Annotated in this window: 12 protein-coding genes and 1 pseudogene; 7 read left to right on the forward strand and 6 right to left on the reverse strand. The window is 41.7% G+C overall.

Features of this window, described 5'->3' with window-relative positions:
- Nucleotides 1-9: 9 nt before the first annotated feature.
- The 3 genes from ACRWSG_RS11070 (at nucleotide 10) to ACRWSG_RS11080 (ending at nucleotide 3,579) form a co-directional block, all read left to right on the forward strand.
- Nucleotides 10-546, forward strand: a complete 537-nt coding sequence (locus ACRWSG_RS11070; RefSeq protein WP_054552821.1) for a phosphatase PAP2 family protein — start codon at nucleotides 10-12, stop codon at nucleotides 544-546.
- Nucleotides 543-1,592, forward strand: coding sequence for an MJ1255/VC2487 family glycosyltransferase (locus ACRWSG_RS11075; RefSeq protein WP_462166285.1), 1,050 nt, complete (start codon nucleotides 543-545; stop codon nucleotides 1,590-1,592). The genes ACRWSG_RS11070 and ACRWSG_RS11075 overlap by 4 nt, the downstream gene beginning before the upstream one ends.
- Nucleotides 1,593-1,698: 106 nt before the next feature.
- A complete protein-coding gene (locus tag ACRWSG_RS11080; protein ID WP_462166286.1) occupies nucleotides 1,699-3,579 on the forward strand; it encodes a methyl-accepting chemotaxis protein in 1,881 nt (626 codons plus the stop codon).
- A gap of 105 nt (nucleotides 3,580-3,684) precedes the next feature.
- On the opposite strand, the gene ACRWSG_RS11085 is transcribed toward ACRWSG_RS11080, so the two are convergent.
- From ACRWSG_RS11085 to priA, 5 genes are all read right to left on the reverse strand, one after another.
- The gene (locus ACRWSG_RS11085) at nucleotides 3,685-4,059 is read right to left on the reverse strand and encodes a gamma-butyrobetaine hydroxylase family protein (RefSeq protein WP_462166288.1); all 375 of its coding nucleotides are present in this window, start codon (nucleotides 4,057-4,059) and stop codon (nucleotides 3,685-3,687) included.
- Between the two features lie 76 nt (nucleotides 4,060-4,135).
- Entirely contained in the window at nucleotides 4,136-5,464 is a 1,329-nt protein-coding gene (hslU, locus tag ACRWSG_RS11090) for an HslU--HslV peptidase ATPase subunit (protein WP_054552817.1), read from the reverse strand.
- An 11-nt stretch (nucleotides 5,465-5,475) separates the two neighbouring features.
- The gene (hslV, locus tag ACRWSG_RS11095; protein WP_008115012.1) at nucleotides 5,476-5,994 is read right to left on the reverse strand and encodes an ATP-dependent protease subunit HslV; all 519 of its coding nucleotides are present in this window, start codon (nucleotides 5,992-5,994) and stop codon (nucleotides 5,476-5,478) included.
- Nucleotides 5,995-6,074: 80 nt separating this feature from the next.
- On the reverse strand, nucleotides 6,075-6,602 hold the full coding sequence (locus tag ACRWSG_RS11100; RefSeq protein WP_130167267.1) for an SPOR domain-containing protein: 528 nt from the start codon (nucleotides 6,600-6,602) through the stop codon (nucleotides 6,075-6,077).
- 16 nt (nucleotides 6,603-6,618) lie between these two features.
- Entirely contained in the window at nucleotides 6,619-8,799 is a 2,181-nt protein-coding gene (gene priA / locus ACRWSG_RS11105; protein ID WP_462166289.1) for a primosomal protein N', read from the reverse strand.
- A gap of 233 nt (nucleotides 8,800-9,032) precedes the next feature.
- Between priA and rpmE the strand changes: the two genes are divergently transcribed.
- Both rpmE and ACRWSG_RS11115 read left to right on the forward strand, forming a co-directional pair.
- Nucleotides 9,033-9,248 carry a 50S ribosomal protein L31 gene (gene rpmE, locus ACRWSG_RS11110; RefSeq protein ID WP_462166291.1) on the forward strand — a complete coding sequence of 72 codons (216 nt, stop codon included), beginning with the start codon at nucleotides 9,033-9,035 and terminating at the stop codon, nucleotides 9,246-9,248.
- 699 nt (nucleotides 9,249-9,947) lie between these two features.
- Nucleotides 9,948-11,190, forward strand: a pseudogene (locus ACRWSG_RS11115) (malic enzyme-like NAD(P)-binding protein).
- Between the two features lie 101 nt (nucleotides 11,191-11,291).
- On the opposite strand, the gene metJ reads toward ACRWSG_RS11115, so the two are convergent.
- Nucleotides 11,292-11,612: a met regulon transcriptional regulator MetJ gene (gene metJ, locus ACRWSG_RS11120; protein WP_036973203.1), complete on the reverse strand. Its 321-nt coding sequence runs from the start codon at nucleotides 11,610-11,612 to the stop codon at nucleotides 11,292-11,294.
- 224 nt (nucleotides 11,613-11,836) lie between these two features.
- Here metJ and metB point away from each other — a divergent pair, with 224 nt between their 5' ends.
- The gene (gene metB / locus ACRWSG_RS11125) at nucleotides 11,837-13,096 is read left to right on the forward strand and encodes a cystathionine gamma-synthase (protein ID WP_054552812.1); all 1,260 of its coding nucleotides are present in this window, start codon (nucleotides 11,837-11,839) and stop codon (nucleotides 13,094-13,096) included.
- A 4-nt stretch (nucleotides 13,097-13,100) separates the two neighbouring features.
- Nucleotides 13,101-15,446, forward strand: a complete 2,346-nt coding sequence (metL, locus tag ACRWSG_RS11130) for a bifunctional aspartate kinase/homoserine dehydrogenase II (RefSeq protein WP_462166292.1) — start codon at nucleotides 13,101-13,103, stop codon at nucleotides 15,444-15,446.
- The last annotated feature ends 62 nt before the right edge of the window (nucleotides 15,447-15,508 follow it).

A 15,508-nucleotide genomic window follows, 5' to 3' on the forward strand; every position in this document is an offset into this window, starting at 1 on the left:
GAGCTCACCATGGCAAACAACATACTTACAAAATTGGCAAAGGTGGACGAACAGCTGTTCTTAAGTGTGTTTAATGATGCTTCGCCAGTGTGGTTAAGGCGATCAGCCATTGGCTTTTCAAAAAGTGGTGATGGCGGTCTTTATGTTGCACTATTTTTGAGCTTTTGGTGGTTTACGGAGCAAGCGCATTTTCAACAACTTGCAATGAGTCTACTGGTAGGTTTTGTCATTGAGCGACCCATTTATTTTTTAGTTAAAAAGCGAATTGCTCGGGTAAGACCTTGTGATTGCTTAGTACAAGGCGCTTATTTAGTGCCGAGTGATAGGTTTAGTTTGCCATCGGGGCATAGTGCGGGAGCATTTGTAGTGGCGACAATTTTAACTATGTATTTACCTGAATTTGCCGGTTTGTGGTTGGTTTGGGCATCAGGGGTCGCTGCATCTAGAGTGATTATTGGTGTGCATTACCCCGCTGATGTGGTTATTGGTGCAGTAATGGGATCTAGTTGTGCAGTATTAGCTGTGATGGTGGTGGAGTCTATATGAGAATTTTGTACGGTATTCAAGGGACAGGCAATGGGCACATAACGCGTGCGCGTGTGATGGCTAGCACGTTTAGGGCTTTAGGAGTCGATGTTGACTATGTGTTCTCTGGTCGAAAAGAGCAAGACTACTTTGATATGGATGATTTTGCTGATTACCGAGTTTTTCGAGGTTTGTCGTTTACCAGTAAATCGGGGCAGGTTGATAGCTTTAAAACATTGAAAAATGCACGTCCACTACAACTAATTAAAGATATAAAAGGCCTTGATTTACGTCATTATGATTTGGTATTTAATGACTTTGAGCCAATTACAGCATGGGCTGCTAAACAACAAAATATTCCGGTAATTGGCATGAGTCATCAAGCGGCATTTTTATCTGATAAAGTGCCGATGTTTGGCCGCGCATTCTTTCGCCGTGCGCTGATCCGTAACTATGCGCCAGCCAGTGTTTATTTAGGCGTACATTGGCAACCTTATGCTGAAAATATCATCCCTCCATTTATTGCTACTCATCATCACGATAACCCAGTGATGGTTGAAAATAAGGTGTTGGTGTATCTGCCATTCGAAAATCTTAACAATGTGGTCGAGTACTTAAAAGATTTTCCTGAAAGAGAGTTTTATTGTTATCACCCGGATGCTCAGGATTGTTCAATTGGTAATATCCATCTGCGAGCACCATCACGCGTTGGGTTTCTAAATGATCTTGCTAATGCGGGTGGTGTGATTGGTAATGCTGGATTCGAACTTGCAAGTGAAGCATTACAACTTGGTAAAAAATTATTGTTAAAACCGCTAGGTAAACAATTTGAGCAAGGTATTAATGCGCAGACTTTATTGTCGATGGGGGCAGCTCATGTGATGAGTTATTTAAACCCCAATGCGATGGATGATTGGCTGCAATCTCCACAGAATAAAAAACTCAACTTCCCAAGCAATCCAGCACCTTTGGTTGAGTGGATAAGAAAAAAGCAGTGGGAAAAGGTGGATAAGCTCCATAAATACCTGTGGCAACAGGTTGATTTAGAACAAAAACTAATTGTTTAAACCTTCCTAATATTAGAAAATGTGCGACAAGTTTAATCACTTTTTATTAGCTGCTTTAGATAGTTTAGCTATACTCTTAAATGCATGTTTCTATAGGGCACTTTGAATGAATGTATTACAAAACTTAACTATTAAGCGTCGTTTGCAATTAAACGCGCTCGTTGTTGGTCTTGCAATGATTGTGATGCTGTTTGTAATTATCCTTGAGTCGCGCATGATGCTAAAACTCAATGAAACAATTCAAAATGCGGAGGAGCTTGATATTCATGAACTTGCAATGCGCAAGCATGAAAAAAACTTTTTGTTTTATAAAGATGTCGAAAGTCTTGAGCTTTTTGAAAAAGAGTATGCACAGCTTAAAGTTAAAATGGCACGTCTTGACGAGCTAGTTAATGACTTATCTATGGAGTCAGCAAAACTTGATGAATTTAGAAGCTTAGCGAAATTGTATTACGATGACTTTAATGAAGTTGTTGTGTTGCAAAAGAAAATTGGTTTGCATCCTAAAGATGCGTTGTATGGTGAGCTACGTGGAGCCGTGCATCAAGTTGAAACCTTACTCAGTGAACGTGAAAACTATCAGCTATTAACCTTGATGCTGCAGCTTCGTCGCGCAGAGAAAGACTTTATGCTGCGATTTGATTTGAAGTATCTGGCTAAATTTGATGATTTAGTCAGTAATTTTCAGTCTGAAATTAAAAATGCAGGATTTGAAACTGGCTATGAGAAGCAATTACTTAGTAACTTGGCTACTTACCAAGTTAAATTCAAAGCGCTTGTCGATGCACAGGTGACTCTAGGATTAGATCTAGACTCAGGTGCACTAGGTGAAATGAAGCGAAGTGTAGAAAAGAGCGATGCAATTGTTAACCAATTAACAACGGAAACTAAAGCTTTTGTTGAGTCTAGCGCCGAGCGAGCGCAACTCATTGCGTTGCTTGTTTTCATTGTCGCCAGCGTTTTGGTCATGCTGTTAGTCTATTTTACTAGTCGTTCAATCATTATGCCTATTGAGCGTGTATATCACACGATTAATGAAATACGTCGCAGTAATGATTTAAGTATGTCTATTGAGCAGTCAGGTAAAGATGAAATCACCACGATGACAGTTGACTTTAATAGCTTGATTAGTGACTTTAAAAAGCTAATTTACGAAGTCAATACCGCTCTAGGCACACTCAATGTGGCAACAGAGCATTTATCAGAAACGACAGCTGCAACTAGCTCTGGTATGCAAGAGCAACTTCATGAAGCTGATATGGTTGCTACTGCTGCAACAGAAATGCAGGCGACGATTCAAGATATCTCTCACAATACTGAAGCAGCAGCGAAAAAAGCAGAGTCGACTAACTTAAGTGCGCAGCAAGGTCGTTCTGAGGTTGAATCAACGGTAGTGCAAATTAATCACTTATCAGACTCACTCGGTAATGCGTCAAGTGTGGTGTCGCAATTAGAAAAAGACGCTGAAACGATTGGCTCTGTACTGGATGTTATTCGTGGCATTGCTGAGCAAACAAACTTACTGGCACTCAATGCGGCTATTGAAGCGGCGCGTGCTGGTGAACAAGGCCGTGGTTTTGCGGTAGTAGCAGATGAAGTTCGCTCACTTGCGCAGCGTACCCAAGATTCAACACAAGAGATCGAGAGCATCATTTCGACCTTGCAAGGGCGTACGCAAGAAGTGGTGAGCATTATGCAGCAATGTCGTACGCAAGGTGGCGAAAGTGCTGCACAGGCAAGTAAAGCCGGTGAGTTACTTCGCTCAATCACCGAAGATGTACAAACCATTATGGATATGAGTACTCACATTGCCACCGCAATTGATGAGCAAAGCCAAGTGGCTTCTGAGGTGAATAAAAACGTGGTACGTATTCGTGATATCGCCCAAGAGGCATCGGGTCACGCAGCGACTAATGCGCAAACTAGCGAAGAAGTATCAGAGCAAGCGCGCGTGCTTTATCAAGCAATCGATAAGTTTAAAGTTTAATAATTACTTGATACTTTATACTTTATAAAACAAAAGTGCGGTGACGGTGTCGTCATCGCGCTTTTTTGTTTTTAGGTGTGCTTTATCGAGGCATTTTGATAGGTATTAAGGCACAAACTTGATAGGCACGCTGTCTTTACTTGCTTCGTGCTCAGAGACTCTCGTTTGGTATTTCTGCCAAAGCTCATTATGGTTAGCTTGCAGCTCACTTAAATAGTGCCAGCTGAATAAACCGCTATTATGATTATCGCTAAACACCAGTCGAATCGCATAATGACCAACCGGCTCAATCTTGTTAATTCCTACTTGTTGCTTACCAAGTACGAGTTTCATTGGTTCATTGCCATGACCTTGTACTTCAGCAGAAGGTGAGTGAACACGCAAAAATTCAGCACTAAATTGAGCAATAGTCTGATCATCAAAATGAACATCTAATACTTTGCTAACGCTGTGATAATGCACTTTAGTGACTTCTTTCATGTCAGCCTCGAATCTACGATTTATAAACTAAAAAGCCTCCAACTGGAGGCTTTTAATTATAACGCTAATTTGTTGATTAAAGAATGAAGCGACTTAAGTCTTCATCTTCAACAAGTGCACCTAAATGCTGCTCAACGTAATTAGCATCAATTGTTAGTGTTGAACCTGCTTTTTCTGAAGCATCAAATGAAATTTCTTCCATTAGTTTTTCCATCACTGTGTGCAAGCGACGGGCACCGATGTTTTCGGTTTTCTCATTTACTTGCCAAGCCGCTTTCGCGATACGTTCAATGGCATCATCAGTAAACTCAACGTCAACTTGCTCTGTTTTTAACAGCTCACGTTGTTGCTCAGTTAATGAAGCATGAGGCTCAGTTAAGATACGTTTAAAGTCATCAGCACTTAGTGCTTCAAGCTCAACGCGAATTGGTAAACGACCTTGTAGCTCTGGGATCATGTCTGATGGTTTAGCCATTTGGAATGCACCAGATGCGATAAACAACATGTGATCAGTTTTAACCATGCCATGTTTAGTGCTTACTGTTGAACCTTCGATTAGAGGAAGTAAATCGCGCTGAACACCTTCACGGCTAACATCTGGTCCAGATGCTTCACCACGTTTACAGATTTTATCGATCTCATCAATAAACACGATACCGTTTTGCTCTACAGCGAAGATAGCTTGCTCTTTTAACTCTTCAGGGTTAACAAGTTTTGCTGCTTCTTCTTCAACTAATAGCTTAAATGCTTCTTTGATTTTTAGCTTACGCTTGCTGCGCTTATCGCCACCCATGTTTTGGAACATGCTCTGAAGCTGGTTGGTCATTTCTTCCATACCAGGAGGAGCCATGATCTCAACATTAGGTTGAGCTTGTGCAACATCGATATCAATTTCTTTATCGTCTAACTGACCTTCACGTAATTTTTTACGGAAAGATTGACGAGTAGAAGAGTTCTCTTCTGTTTTTGACTCACCAAAGGTATCGCGTGCTGGTGGTAAAAGAGCATCTAAAATACGCTCTTCTGCCGCTTCTTCAGCGCGATGTTTGAATTTTTTGGTTTGCTGTTCACGCGTCATTTTAATTGAGATATCAACTAAATCGCGGATGATCGTTTCAACTTCTTTACCAACATAGCCTACTTCGGTGAACTTTGTTGCTTCAACTTTAATAAAAGGCGCATTAGCAAGTTTAGCTAGGCGGCGAGCAATTTCAGTTTTACCCACACCAGTAGGGCCAATCATTAAAATGTTTTTAGGCGTTACTTCTGCGCGTAAATCATCGCTCAGTTGCATACGGCGCCAGCGGTTACGTAGCGCGATTGAAACTGCTTTTTTAGCTTTAGCTTGGCCAATAATATGTTGATCAAGCTCGTGAACGATTTCTCTTGGCGTCATCTCAGACATGGCAGTTCCTATTACAATTCTTCAATAGTTTGGAAATTATTCGTGAATACGCAGATATTGCCTGCAATCGTTAGGCTTTTCTCTACAATTTCACGTGCACTTAGGTCGGTGTTTTCTAGTAGCGCTGTGGCTGCTGATTGTGCGAAGTTACCACCACTGCCAATCGCAATTAGGTCGTTTTCTGGCTGCACAACATCACCGTTACCTGTGATAATTAATGAAGCAGTTTCGTCTGCGACTGCTAATAGTGCTTCGAGCTTTCTAAGTGCGCGATCACTACGCCAATCTTTGGCCATTTCAACTGCAGCCTTGGTTAAGTTGCCTTGGTGCATTTCTAATTTGCTTTCAAATCGTTCGAAAAGGGTGAAGGCATCAGCAGTACCGCCAGCGAAACCAGCGATTACTTTGCCGTTATAAAGACGTCGAACTTTGCGGGCGTTGCCCTTCATTACGGTGTTACCAAGTGAAACTTGGCCGTCGCCACCAATAACGACCTTGTCGTCGCGGCGTACACTTACAATAGTGGTCATGATTATTCCTCATCATCGAGCGGCAAGGCCGCTCGTAAAAAGCGATTGATGAGGTGTTTATATGGGTGAATGAACTAAAATCAAGTCCAAAGCCAAATTCCGCAGCCCATTATTTTGATGCGTTTAAGTTTATTCTTGTCACTTTCGGCTAAACGTTTGGTTTCGTATGGGCCTAAGCGCACTTTATACCAAATACCATTGCTGCCCTCAGTTTTCTTCACTTCGGCCACTAAGCCGGCAAAAGCAATTTTAGCTTTTAATGTTTGTGCTTGCTCTAATGTTCTAAAAGAGCCGCATTGCATTACATATGGGCCTTTTTGTTCAATCTCTTTTACTTCAACCTGAACTTCGTGCTCTTTAATCTCTTTGATAAATTCAGGTGTCTTAGGTGGTGGAATAACTACTTCTTCTTTTTTAGTAGGGTTTGCTTGCTGCTCTACTAACTCAGGATCAGCATTATGTTTGATATACCATAGGCCGTAACCAAACCCGCCTACTAAGATAAGCGCAATTAAAACAAGAATAATAGGGAAAGGCTTTTTCGCCGGGGCTTGTTTTTTATTATTTCGATTTGCTGGTTTTTTATTTATGTAATCGTGCTGTGCCATGACTCTTAATTGGCCTTTAAATCATATCTATAGGATCGACATCTAAGCTCCAACGCACCTTTTGCGCTAATTTACTGGTACTTATATAGTCGACCATTTGCGCTAAATATTGGTGTAAGTGGGAGCGTTCCTGCGCCTGAATATGTAACTGAAAGCGATATTTACCTGCCACACGTTCTAGTGGTGCGGGTATCGGACCGAGCAATTGTATACCAGATACGTTCTGTACAGGAACCAAATCAGTTAAAAAATCCATCACTTGATTTATGTTATGTCCTTCGGCACGTACCATAGCCATATTTGTGATTGGTGGAAGTTGCGCGTCTTCTCGTTCTGTCAGTGCGTAACGGGCAAAATCTTGGTAACCATTATTAACTAAGTCTTGCAGTAGCGGGTGCTCAGGAAAGTGAGTTTGTAATAATACTTGCCCAGGTTCGCCACTGCGACCTGCACGGCCTGCCACTTGCGTAACAAGTTGCGCTAAATGTTCAGTGGCGCGAAAGTCACACGAATATAATCCACTGTCTACATCTAGGATTAAAACAAGGCTAACATCGGCAAAGTGGTGGCCTTTTGCCAACATTTGCGTGCCAACTAAGATGCGCGCACCGCCTTGGTTAATATCATCAAGGGCTTTTTCTAAGCTGCCTTTACGACGAGTTGAATCTCGGTCGATACGACTAATCGGAATGTCAGGGAAGGTTTGTGTTAAAAACTCTTCGATTTGTTCAGTGCCTTTGCCATTTGGAAAAATCTGCGTACTGCCACAATCAGGGCATTGATGAGGCACTTGGTGTTGTTCACCACAGTGGTGACAAATCATCTGGCCAATGGCTTTATGAAAGGTTGCACTGGTGCTGCAACGTGAGCACTCACTTAGCCAACCGCACTCATGGCATATAAGGGTAGGCGAAAAACCACGACGGTTTAAAAACACCATCACTTGCTTACCACGTTCTAAATGCTGGCGCATATAGGCAAGGCTGGCATGGGCAATCCCTGCTTGCTCAGGCTGGCCTTTCATGTCCATTAATTGGAACTGGTTATCAGTACTGGTTTGGGCCCGTTCAGTGAGGCTCAACAGCTGATATTTGTTATTAATTGCTTTATGTAAGGTCTCAAGTGCTGGTGTGGCACTGCCTAGAACGAGCGGAATATTATGTTGGTATGCTCTATAAGCGGCTAAATCTCTAGCATGATAGCGCAATGTATCTTGTTGCTTAAACGAGCTGTCGTGTTCTTCATCAACGATGATCATGCCAAGAGATAAAAAGGGCAAGAAAATACTTGAACGTGTGCCGATCACTATGGCGCAGCTGCCTTTTTCACAAAAACGCCAAGTTTGTAAGCGTTCGTTATCTGTTAGTGCTGAGTGCCATAGCATAATTGGCGTATCAGGAAAGCGACGACGAAAGCGGTTGACAGTTTGGGGTGTTAAGCCAATTTCAGGCACTAATACTAAGGCTTGCTGACCTTTTTTCAGTACTTCTTCTAGGCATTGCAAATACACTTCGGTTTTACCACTTCCGGTAACTCCTTCAAGCAAAAAGCTTGTAAAGCCACGAGCTTGGTTAATGCTGGTGCAGGCAACAGCTTGCTCTTTATTAAGCACCGGCTTGCTACCGACAGTCGGCGCGCGTTGCTGCCATTGGTTATCATGCTCAATAAACTGGGTGATCAGTTCTTTATCAAGCAGACTGTCGATGGTTTTTTTTGTAAATCCGAGCGCTTTTAATTCTGTGACCGATGACTTGCCCGACTCGGCTAGCTGTTTTAATAAACTTGACTGAGTTTTTGCTTTTAATGACGGCAGCTTTGCACCTTTATCGGTTAGCTCAACCATGTTAATGCTGGTTTTATCTGGGCATTCGCCTTGCCTTAAAGCCGCCGGAAGTGCTGTATGAATGGTTTCTCCCAATGGGTAACAGTAGTAGCGTGCTGTGAATTTAAGTAACGCTAAATGTTGCTCAGATAACACTGGCGTGTCGTCTATAACATCAATAATCGGCTTGATTTTGTCAGCGGGAACATCGGTTGATGTTTTAAGAGCCAGTACCACGGCAACCTTTTTTTGACTACCAAATGGCACGCGAACCCGCATACCTGGCTTTAACTCAGGGCTATGCAGCAGCTGTTCAACTTTATAATCGAAGGTACGCTGTAAAGGGACTTTTATGGCAACTTCTACAAAGTGCATAACAACTCAACTGAAACAAAGATAGAAAGATAATGTACTAAAATTGCAGTTAAAAACCTACCAACAAATACTGAACAACAGACCACTTGGTTATTTTTTTAGCGAAAGATGTATTTAAAGCTTGTCGTAAGGCTTCTTGAGCTATAAAATACGCGGCCTATTAATTGTATTAACTGCGTATGGTGCCAGACTTCGGGTTTGGAGAGCGATACGGCCTTAACTAGAGGTTCCCTATGAAAGAAGGTATTCACCCTAAGTACGAAGCTATCACTGCAACTTGTTCATGTGGTAACAAATTCGAAACTAGCTCAACTCTTTGTAAAGACATCCACTTAGACGTATGTTCTGAGTGTCACCCGTTTTACACTGGTAAGCAAAAGATTTTAGACACTGGCGACCGTGTTGATTGTTTCAACAAGCGCTTCGGTGCACTTAGCAGCAAGAAGTAATCTCTGCTGTTTAGTTAAAAAAAGCACCTTAGGGTGCTTTTTTTATGCCTAAAATTTACAAAACTCATTATTAACTCTGCCACTTACTTATCATCTTCACTTATGTATCTTGCATAACTATTTCTGGCTGTTATGCCCATTATGTCGCTAACTTTGCAGACAAAGTGCCACCCCTTGGCTATATTCTTTTTTGTATAAATGAGTATACCAATCCGCAATAATACTTAATCATTTTGAGGGATTAAACCTGTCGCTACCTGCGTTAAAAATTTCTGATTTAGAACACAACTAAATAACGAAATTTTTGCCTTGCTATCAACAAGGTTTCATTGTCTCAAAATAGACTACTTAATTAAGCGTATTGGTATCTAAAAGTTATTAGAAATAATAAATTTAAATAACTTTGTTAGTAAATGCTGTGAACTTCGTTGAAATGGCTGTTTTGGGCTAATTTCGGCTAATTGCAGTGTACGTGCGTATAAAATACAACAACACGTGCTTAAAAGGTCATAAATAGATGAATTTTTATGTCTGATTAATCGCAACTATGCACAGAAATTGTTGGGAAATCCTTTAAAATTAAGCGATATAGCATATAACAGGATAGACCTGATAATACTTGGAATTTTTATACATTACAGGTATCGTACTGATGCAAGCTCTCTCACTTTTTAACTTTTTGCAGGATACTATCGCGTTATGTCAGATTTTCGTGAACAAGCATTACATTACCACGCTCACCCCGTTCCAGGTAAAATTAGTGTTGAACTAACCAAGCCAGCCGAAACGGTTAACGATTCTCGCTTTAGCTTATAGCCCAGGTGTGGCTGAACCAGTCCGTGAAATTGCTGCTGATCCAGCAAACGCCTATAAATACACAGGCAAAGGCAACATGGTTGCAGTTATTTCAAACGGTACCGCAATTTTAGGTTTAGGTAACTTAGGTCCGCTTGCATCAAAACCTGTAATGGAAGGTAAAGCCTTACTATTCAAACGTTTTGCTGGCCTTGACTCAATTGATATTGAAGTTAAACACCGCACAACAGAAGATTTCATTAATACGGTTGCTAACATCGCTGATACGTTTGGTGGTATCAACCTAGAAGATATTAAAGCACCAGAATGTTTTGAAATCGAAAAAGCGCTTATCGAGCGCTGTGATATTCCCGTTTTCCACGATGACCAACATGGTACCGCTATTGTTACAGCTGCTGGTATGCTTAACGCCCTTGAAGTGCAAGGCAAAGATATCGAAGATGCTATCATCGTATGTTTAGGTGCTGGTGCTGCTGCTGTTGCTTGTATGGAGCTTTTAATTAAGTGTGGTGCACTGCGTGAACACATTTATATGCTTGACCGTAAAGGTGTGATCCATACACGTCGTGATGACTTAAACGAGTATAAGCAATTATTTGCTAACAATACCGATAAGCGTACATTACAAGATGTTATTGCTGATGCTGATGTATTCGTTGGTGTATCAGGTCCTAACCTGTTAACTGCAGACGATCTTAAGCTGATGGCAGACAAGCCAGTTGTGTTTGCATGTTCAAACCCAGATCCTGAGATTGCTCCAGAAGTTGCACACAGCGCGCGTAACGATTTAATTATGGCAACGGGTCGTTCAGATTTCCCTAACCAAGTAAATAACGTGCTTTGTTTCCCATTCATTTTCCGTGGCGCGTTAGATGTTCGTGCAACGGCAATTAATGATGAAATGAAAATTGCTGCAGTTCATGCTATTCGTGGCATCGCGAAAGAGCCTGTACCAAGTGAAGTATTAAAAGCGGCTGGCGTTGAGTCACTTGAGTTTGGTGCCGAGTACATCATTCCTAAGCCTATGGATCCGCGTTTATTACCACGTATTGCACGTGCTGTTGCTGAAGCGGCAGTAGAGTCGGGTGTGGCGCAAATCGATATGCCAGAAGATTACATGCGTTAAACTTAATTAGCCTTAGGTATAACGCTCAATAAAAAAACTCAGCCTAGGCTGAGTTTTTTTATATCTGCGATTATCGGCGGTGATCCGATTGACCGAAATACTTATTCTGAATCAAGCACTGGGATATCTAATCCCATTTCTTGCATAATTCTTTTAACTTCTTCAGGTACCTTTTCAGGGTTGTCTTTACGTAGGTCGTCATCATTTGGTAATGGTTGACCTGTAAAAGCATGTAAGAAAGCTTCACACAATAACTCACTGTTCGTCGCATGACGCAGGTTATTGATCTGGCGGCGTGTACGCTCGTCAGTTAATACTTTTAATACGTTAAGTGGGATTGATACGGTAATCTTTTTTACTTGTTCTGATTTTTTACCGTGTTCTGCATATGGGTGAATGTATTCACCGTTCCATTTAGCCATAAGTTGTTTCGTTGCCTCGGTTGTCAGTGATTTACGCCTTATTCACAGCGCAAGATGCGGAAATTCTATCTCTTTAAAAAAGATAGTCAAATACTAGTTATTTAGCCATCTAGTGGTGTAAATGTATAAACTTCTATGTGTAAGCGATAAATGCTTTGACTTCTCATATTTGATCATCTAACCTTTTAGACGTCTAAACATCCAATTAAAGAATAGGTGATGAAATGAGCGAAAAAAATAAAGCGACGATTGCTGTTCGTCACGGCATTGAAGCCGATAAACATCATGGTGCGGTTGTGCCTCCTTTATACTTATCAACCACCTATTCGTTTGCTGATTTTGATACTAAGCGCCAGTATGACTATGGTCGCAGCGGTAATCCAAATCGCGATATCTTAGCTGAAACCTTAGCTGAGCTTGAAGGTGGTGCTAAAGGTATTATCACTGCAACAGGTATGTCTGCTGTGCATTTAGCCACTCAGCTGTTAAACAGTGACGACACGTTAGTGATCCCACATGACTGTTATGGCGGTAGTTATCGTTTATTCACCTCGCTTGAAAAGCGTGGCCTGTTAAAACTAAAAGTTTTGGATTTAACTAAATCTGAAAATCTCCAAGAAATTTTAGCGATTAAACCTAAGTTGATTTGGATTGAAACGCCAAGTAACCCAATCTTGCGTTTAACAGATATTAAAGCAATCACTAGTATTGCTAAGCAGTGTGGTGCTTTGGTTGCGGCTGATAACACCTTCTTATCACCTGCATTACAAAACCCAATTGAGTTTGGTGTTGATATTGTTGTGCACTCAACCACTAAATACATCAATGGTCACTCTGATGTAGTGGGCGGTGCAGTGATTGCTGCAACGCAAGAGCTAGGCGACGAGCTTGCTTGGTGGGCGAATAATATCGGTATTACTGGTGCACCATTTGACAGCTACTTAACGCTTCGTGGTTTACGTACTTTAAATGTACGCCTAAAGCAGCACCAAGAAAATGCCTTTGCCATTGCTGAGTATTTAGAAAGCTCTCCTTATGTGAGCCAAGTTTATTACCCTGGCCTTGCTTCTCACCCACAACATGAGCTTGCTAAAGCACAGCAACGCGGTTTTGGTGGCATGGTGAGCTTTGATATTAAAGGCGACATCAACGATGCTGCTGCGTTTTTAACAAGCCTTAAAGACTTTAGCCTTGCTGAGTCGTTAGGTGGGGTAGAAAGTTTGATTTGTCACCCTGCAACAATGACCCACGCAGGCATGGAGCCTAAAGCGCGTCTTGAAGCTGGTGTGGGCGATACCTTGATCCGTATTTCTGTAGGCATTGAAGACGTAAAAGATCTCATTGCTGATTTAGACCGTGTTTTCAATTTAGTTAAGCCAGGTCAAGGACTGCAAGTTACAAAAGCTGAAGCTAAGCAAGCACAGCAAGATACACAACAAAACGCGTCATTTAAGTTAACGCCAGCACATACGGCATTGTGGTAGAAAAATGGTAAATATTGTTCATAAATTTGGTGGCTCAAGCTTAAGCTCGGCAGATCGTTATCATGCGGTAGCGAACATCGTTCTTGCTAATACTGAGCAGGGCGATTGCGTCGTTGTGTCGGCATCGGGTAAAACAACCGATACCCTGGTAAAGCTTTGGCAAAGTTACCAGCAGCAAGATAGCCAAGCTGTTAGCGATATTCTATTGCTTATTGATAACAATCAACGTGCGCTTATTGAGCAGCTACTTATAGGGCAGAATAAACAACAGGCGTTGGCACAGTTAAAAGATGAACTTGCTGTATTAAATGAATTAATTAGTCAGCAGCAGTTACTTGAAGCCCCTTTACTTGCTCATGGTGAAGTGTGGTCGGCGCGGTTATTGGCTGCTTATCTAAATCAGTTAGGTGTCGATTCGCAAGATGTTGATGCAAGACAGCTATTTACTCTAAATGGTGGCCAGCTTTTACATCAAAAAAACCAACAGCAATGCAGTGATGCGATTAGCAGAACACATATCAACGTAGTAACGGGTTTTATAGCTGCAGATTGCCAAGGTAATACGGTGACATTAGGCCGTAATGGCAGTGATTACAGTGCCACTTTGTTAGCGAGTTATACTTTTGCCAAGCAAGTGTCTATCTGGACAGATACACAAGGGGTATTTAGTACTGACCCTCGTAAAGTTAAAAATGCGGTTAAGTACGCCAAAGTATGCCGCGAGCAAGCTAACTTATTAGCGCGTTTAGGTAACCCAGTATTGCATGCAAAAACCTTGTCGCCGTTAAAAGACTCAGAAATTAAATTAGTGGTAAGAAGTAGCTTTGATTGTGATGCAACGCCAACCGAGGTAGTAAAAGAAGGTTATAGTAAAGCAAAACGTTTTATTACGACCTTAGATAACATCGATTTATTACGGGTTGATAAACTAAGCAGTGGTGAAGTCGGTGAGCTTAGTCAGTTAATTCAACACAGCCTGCATCACTTTACTAAAGAGGGCGATACTTACTTATTAGTGCCAGGTCAAAGCACTCACCAAGTTGTCAGCCACTTAGCGGGCCGTGCAAATATTGTCGAGTCAAATTTAAGTGGTTGTGCAGTAGTTGCCCCAACAGCTGATGTATCTGCGCTAACAGAGCAAGCCACAGCGCTTTTAAAAGAGCAAAGTATTCATCCTCGTTTTGTACAACAAGACGATAACTATGTGTTGATCTTAAACGATCAGGCAATTGATAGTGATGTTTTAACTCTTCTACATGACAAGCTGGTAAACAAAGGTCAAGAGTTGGCCATTATCGTTGCTGGACTTGGTAATGTAGGCGAAGTGTTCTTATCGCAACTACAAGCTCAGTTTGCGCGTTTATCTGCTCAGTACAAAGTAAAAGTAGTTGCTCTTTTACGCTCTAAACAAATGCTTTTTAGTGCCAGTGGTTTAAATACCGAAACATGGCAAGAGCAGTGGCATAATGAAGCGCAAAGCTACGACAAAGCTGAATTATTAGCACGTATCAATGAACTAGATTATGAGCACAAAGTGGTGATTGATATCACTGCCAGTGAGGCGTTCAGTCAGTTATACCCTGACTTTGTTGAACTTAACTGTCATTTGATCAGTGCAAACAAATATGCGGGCACTGCAGAAAATAGCTGGTATCAAAACCTACGCACTAATTTGGCTGAGCGAAATCTGTTATGGCGTTATAACACCAGTGTGGGTGCAGGTTTACCGATTAACTTTGCTTTAGCTGATTTGCAAAATAGCGGAGACAGCATTAACCGCATTGAAGGGGTATTCTCGGGTACTTTATCTTGGTTATGTAGCAGTTATGATGGCAGTGTGCCGTTTTCAGATTTAGTGCTTCAAGCTCAGCAAATGGGCTATACAGAGCCAGATCCTCGTGAAGATTTATCTGGCCGTGATATGCAGCGCAAACTGCTAATTTTAGCGCGTGACTTAGGCCTTGATTTAGAGCTTGATGATATTGCTTTAACACCTCTGATGCCTGAACAGCTTGCATCAGGAAGCTGGCAAGATTTCCTTGCAAACAAACAGCTACTTGATGAATTCATGACAGAAAAAGCAGCCCAAGCTGCGGCGGAAGATAAAGTGGTGCGCTACACCGGTGCTATAACACTCGTAGATGGTAAGGTTCAGGCTCAAGTTGGTTTAGTCAATGTTGGCAAAGATGATGTACTAGCAAGCCTTAAACCGGGCGATAACATCTTTGTGATCAATTCACAGTGGTATACAGATAATGCATTGGTGATCCAAGGCCCAGGAGCGGGTAAAGAAGTCACTGCCGCTGGGGTGCACTCAGACCTATATTGGCTGGTAAATAACCTAAAGTAATTTTGCTGATCTTAGTTTAAATAGCTAAGCAAAAAGCGCCCCAAGGGCGCTTTTTTATGTCT

It is taken from the genome of Pseudoalteromonas sp. GB43 (genome assembly GCF_054923805.1).

What these genes read in the sequence shown, in the direction of transcription:
- hslV (WP_008115012.1), bottom strand. Translation starts at nt 5,994, where the DNA reads ATGACCACTATTGTAAGTGTACGCCGCGACGACAAGGTCGTTATTGGT.
- rpmE (WP_462166291.1), top strand. Translation starts at nt 9,033, where the DNA reads ATGAAAGAAGGTATTCACCCTAAGTACGAAGCTATCACTGCAACTTGT.
- ACRWSG_RS11100 (WP_130167267.1), bottom strand. Translation starts at nt 6,602, where the DNA reads ATGGCACAGCACGATTACATAAATAAAAAACCAGCAAATCGAAATAAT.
- hslU (WP_054552817.1), bottom strand. Translation starts at nt 5,464, where the DNA reads ATGTCTGAGATGACGCCAAGAGAAATCGTTCACGAGCTTGATCAACAT.
- ACRWSG_RS11070 (WP_054552821.1), top strand. Translation starts at nt 10, where the DNA reads ATGGCAAACAACATACTTACAAAATTGGCAAAGGTGGACGAACAGCTG.
- metL (WP_462166292.1), top strand. Translation starts at nt 13,101, where the DNA reads ATGGTAAATATTGTTCATAAATTTGGTGGCTCAAGCTTAAGCTCGGCA.
- metJ (WP_036973203.1), bottom strand. Translation starts at nt 11,612, where the DNA reads ATGGCTAAATGGAACGGTGAATACATTCACCCATATGCAGAACACGGT.
- metB (WP_054552812.1), top strand. Translation starts at nt 11,837, where the DNA reads ATGAGCGAAAAAAATAAAGCGACGATTGCTGTTCGTCACGGCATTGAA.
- priA (WP_462166289.1), bottom strand. Translation starts at nt 8,799, where the DNA reads ATGCACTTTGTAGAAGTTGCCATAAAAGTCCCTTTACAGCGTACCTTC.
- ACRWSG_RS11085 (WP_462166288.1), bottom strand. Translation starts at nt 4,059, where the DNA reads ATGAAAGAAGTCACTAAAGTGCATTATCACAGCGTTAGCAAAGTATTA.
- ACRWSG_RS11075 (WP_462166285.1), top strand. Translation starts at nt 543, where the DNA reads ATGAGAATTTTGTACGGTATTCAAGGGACAGGCAATGGGCACATAACG.
- ACRWSG_RS11080 (WP_462166286.1), top strand. Translation starts at nt 1,699, where the DNA reads ATGAATGTATTACAAAACTTAACTATTAAGCGTCGTTTGCAATTAAAC.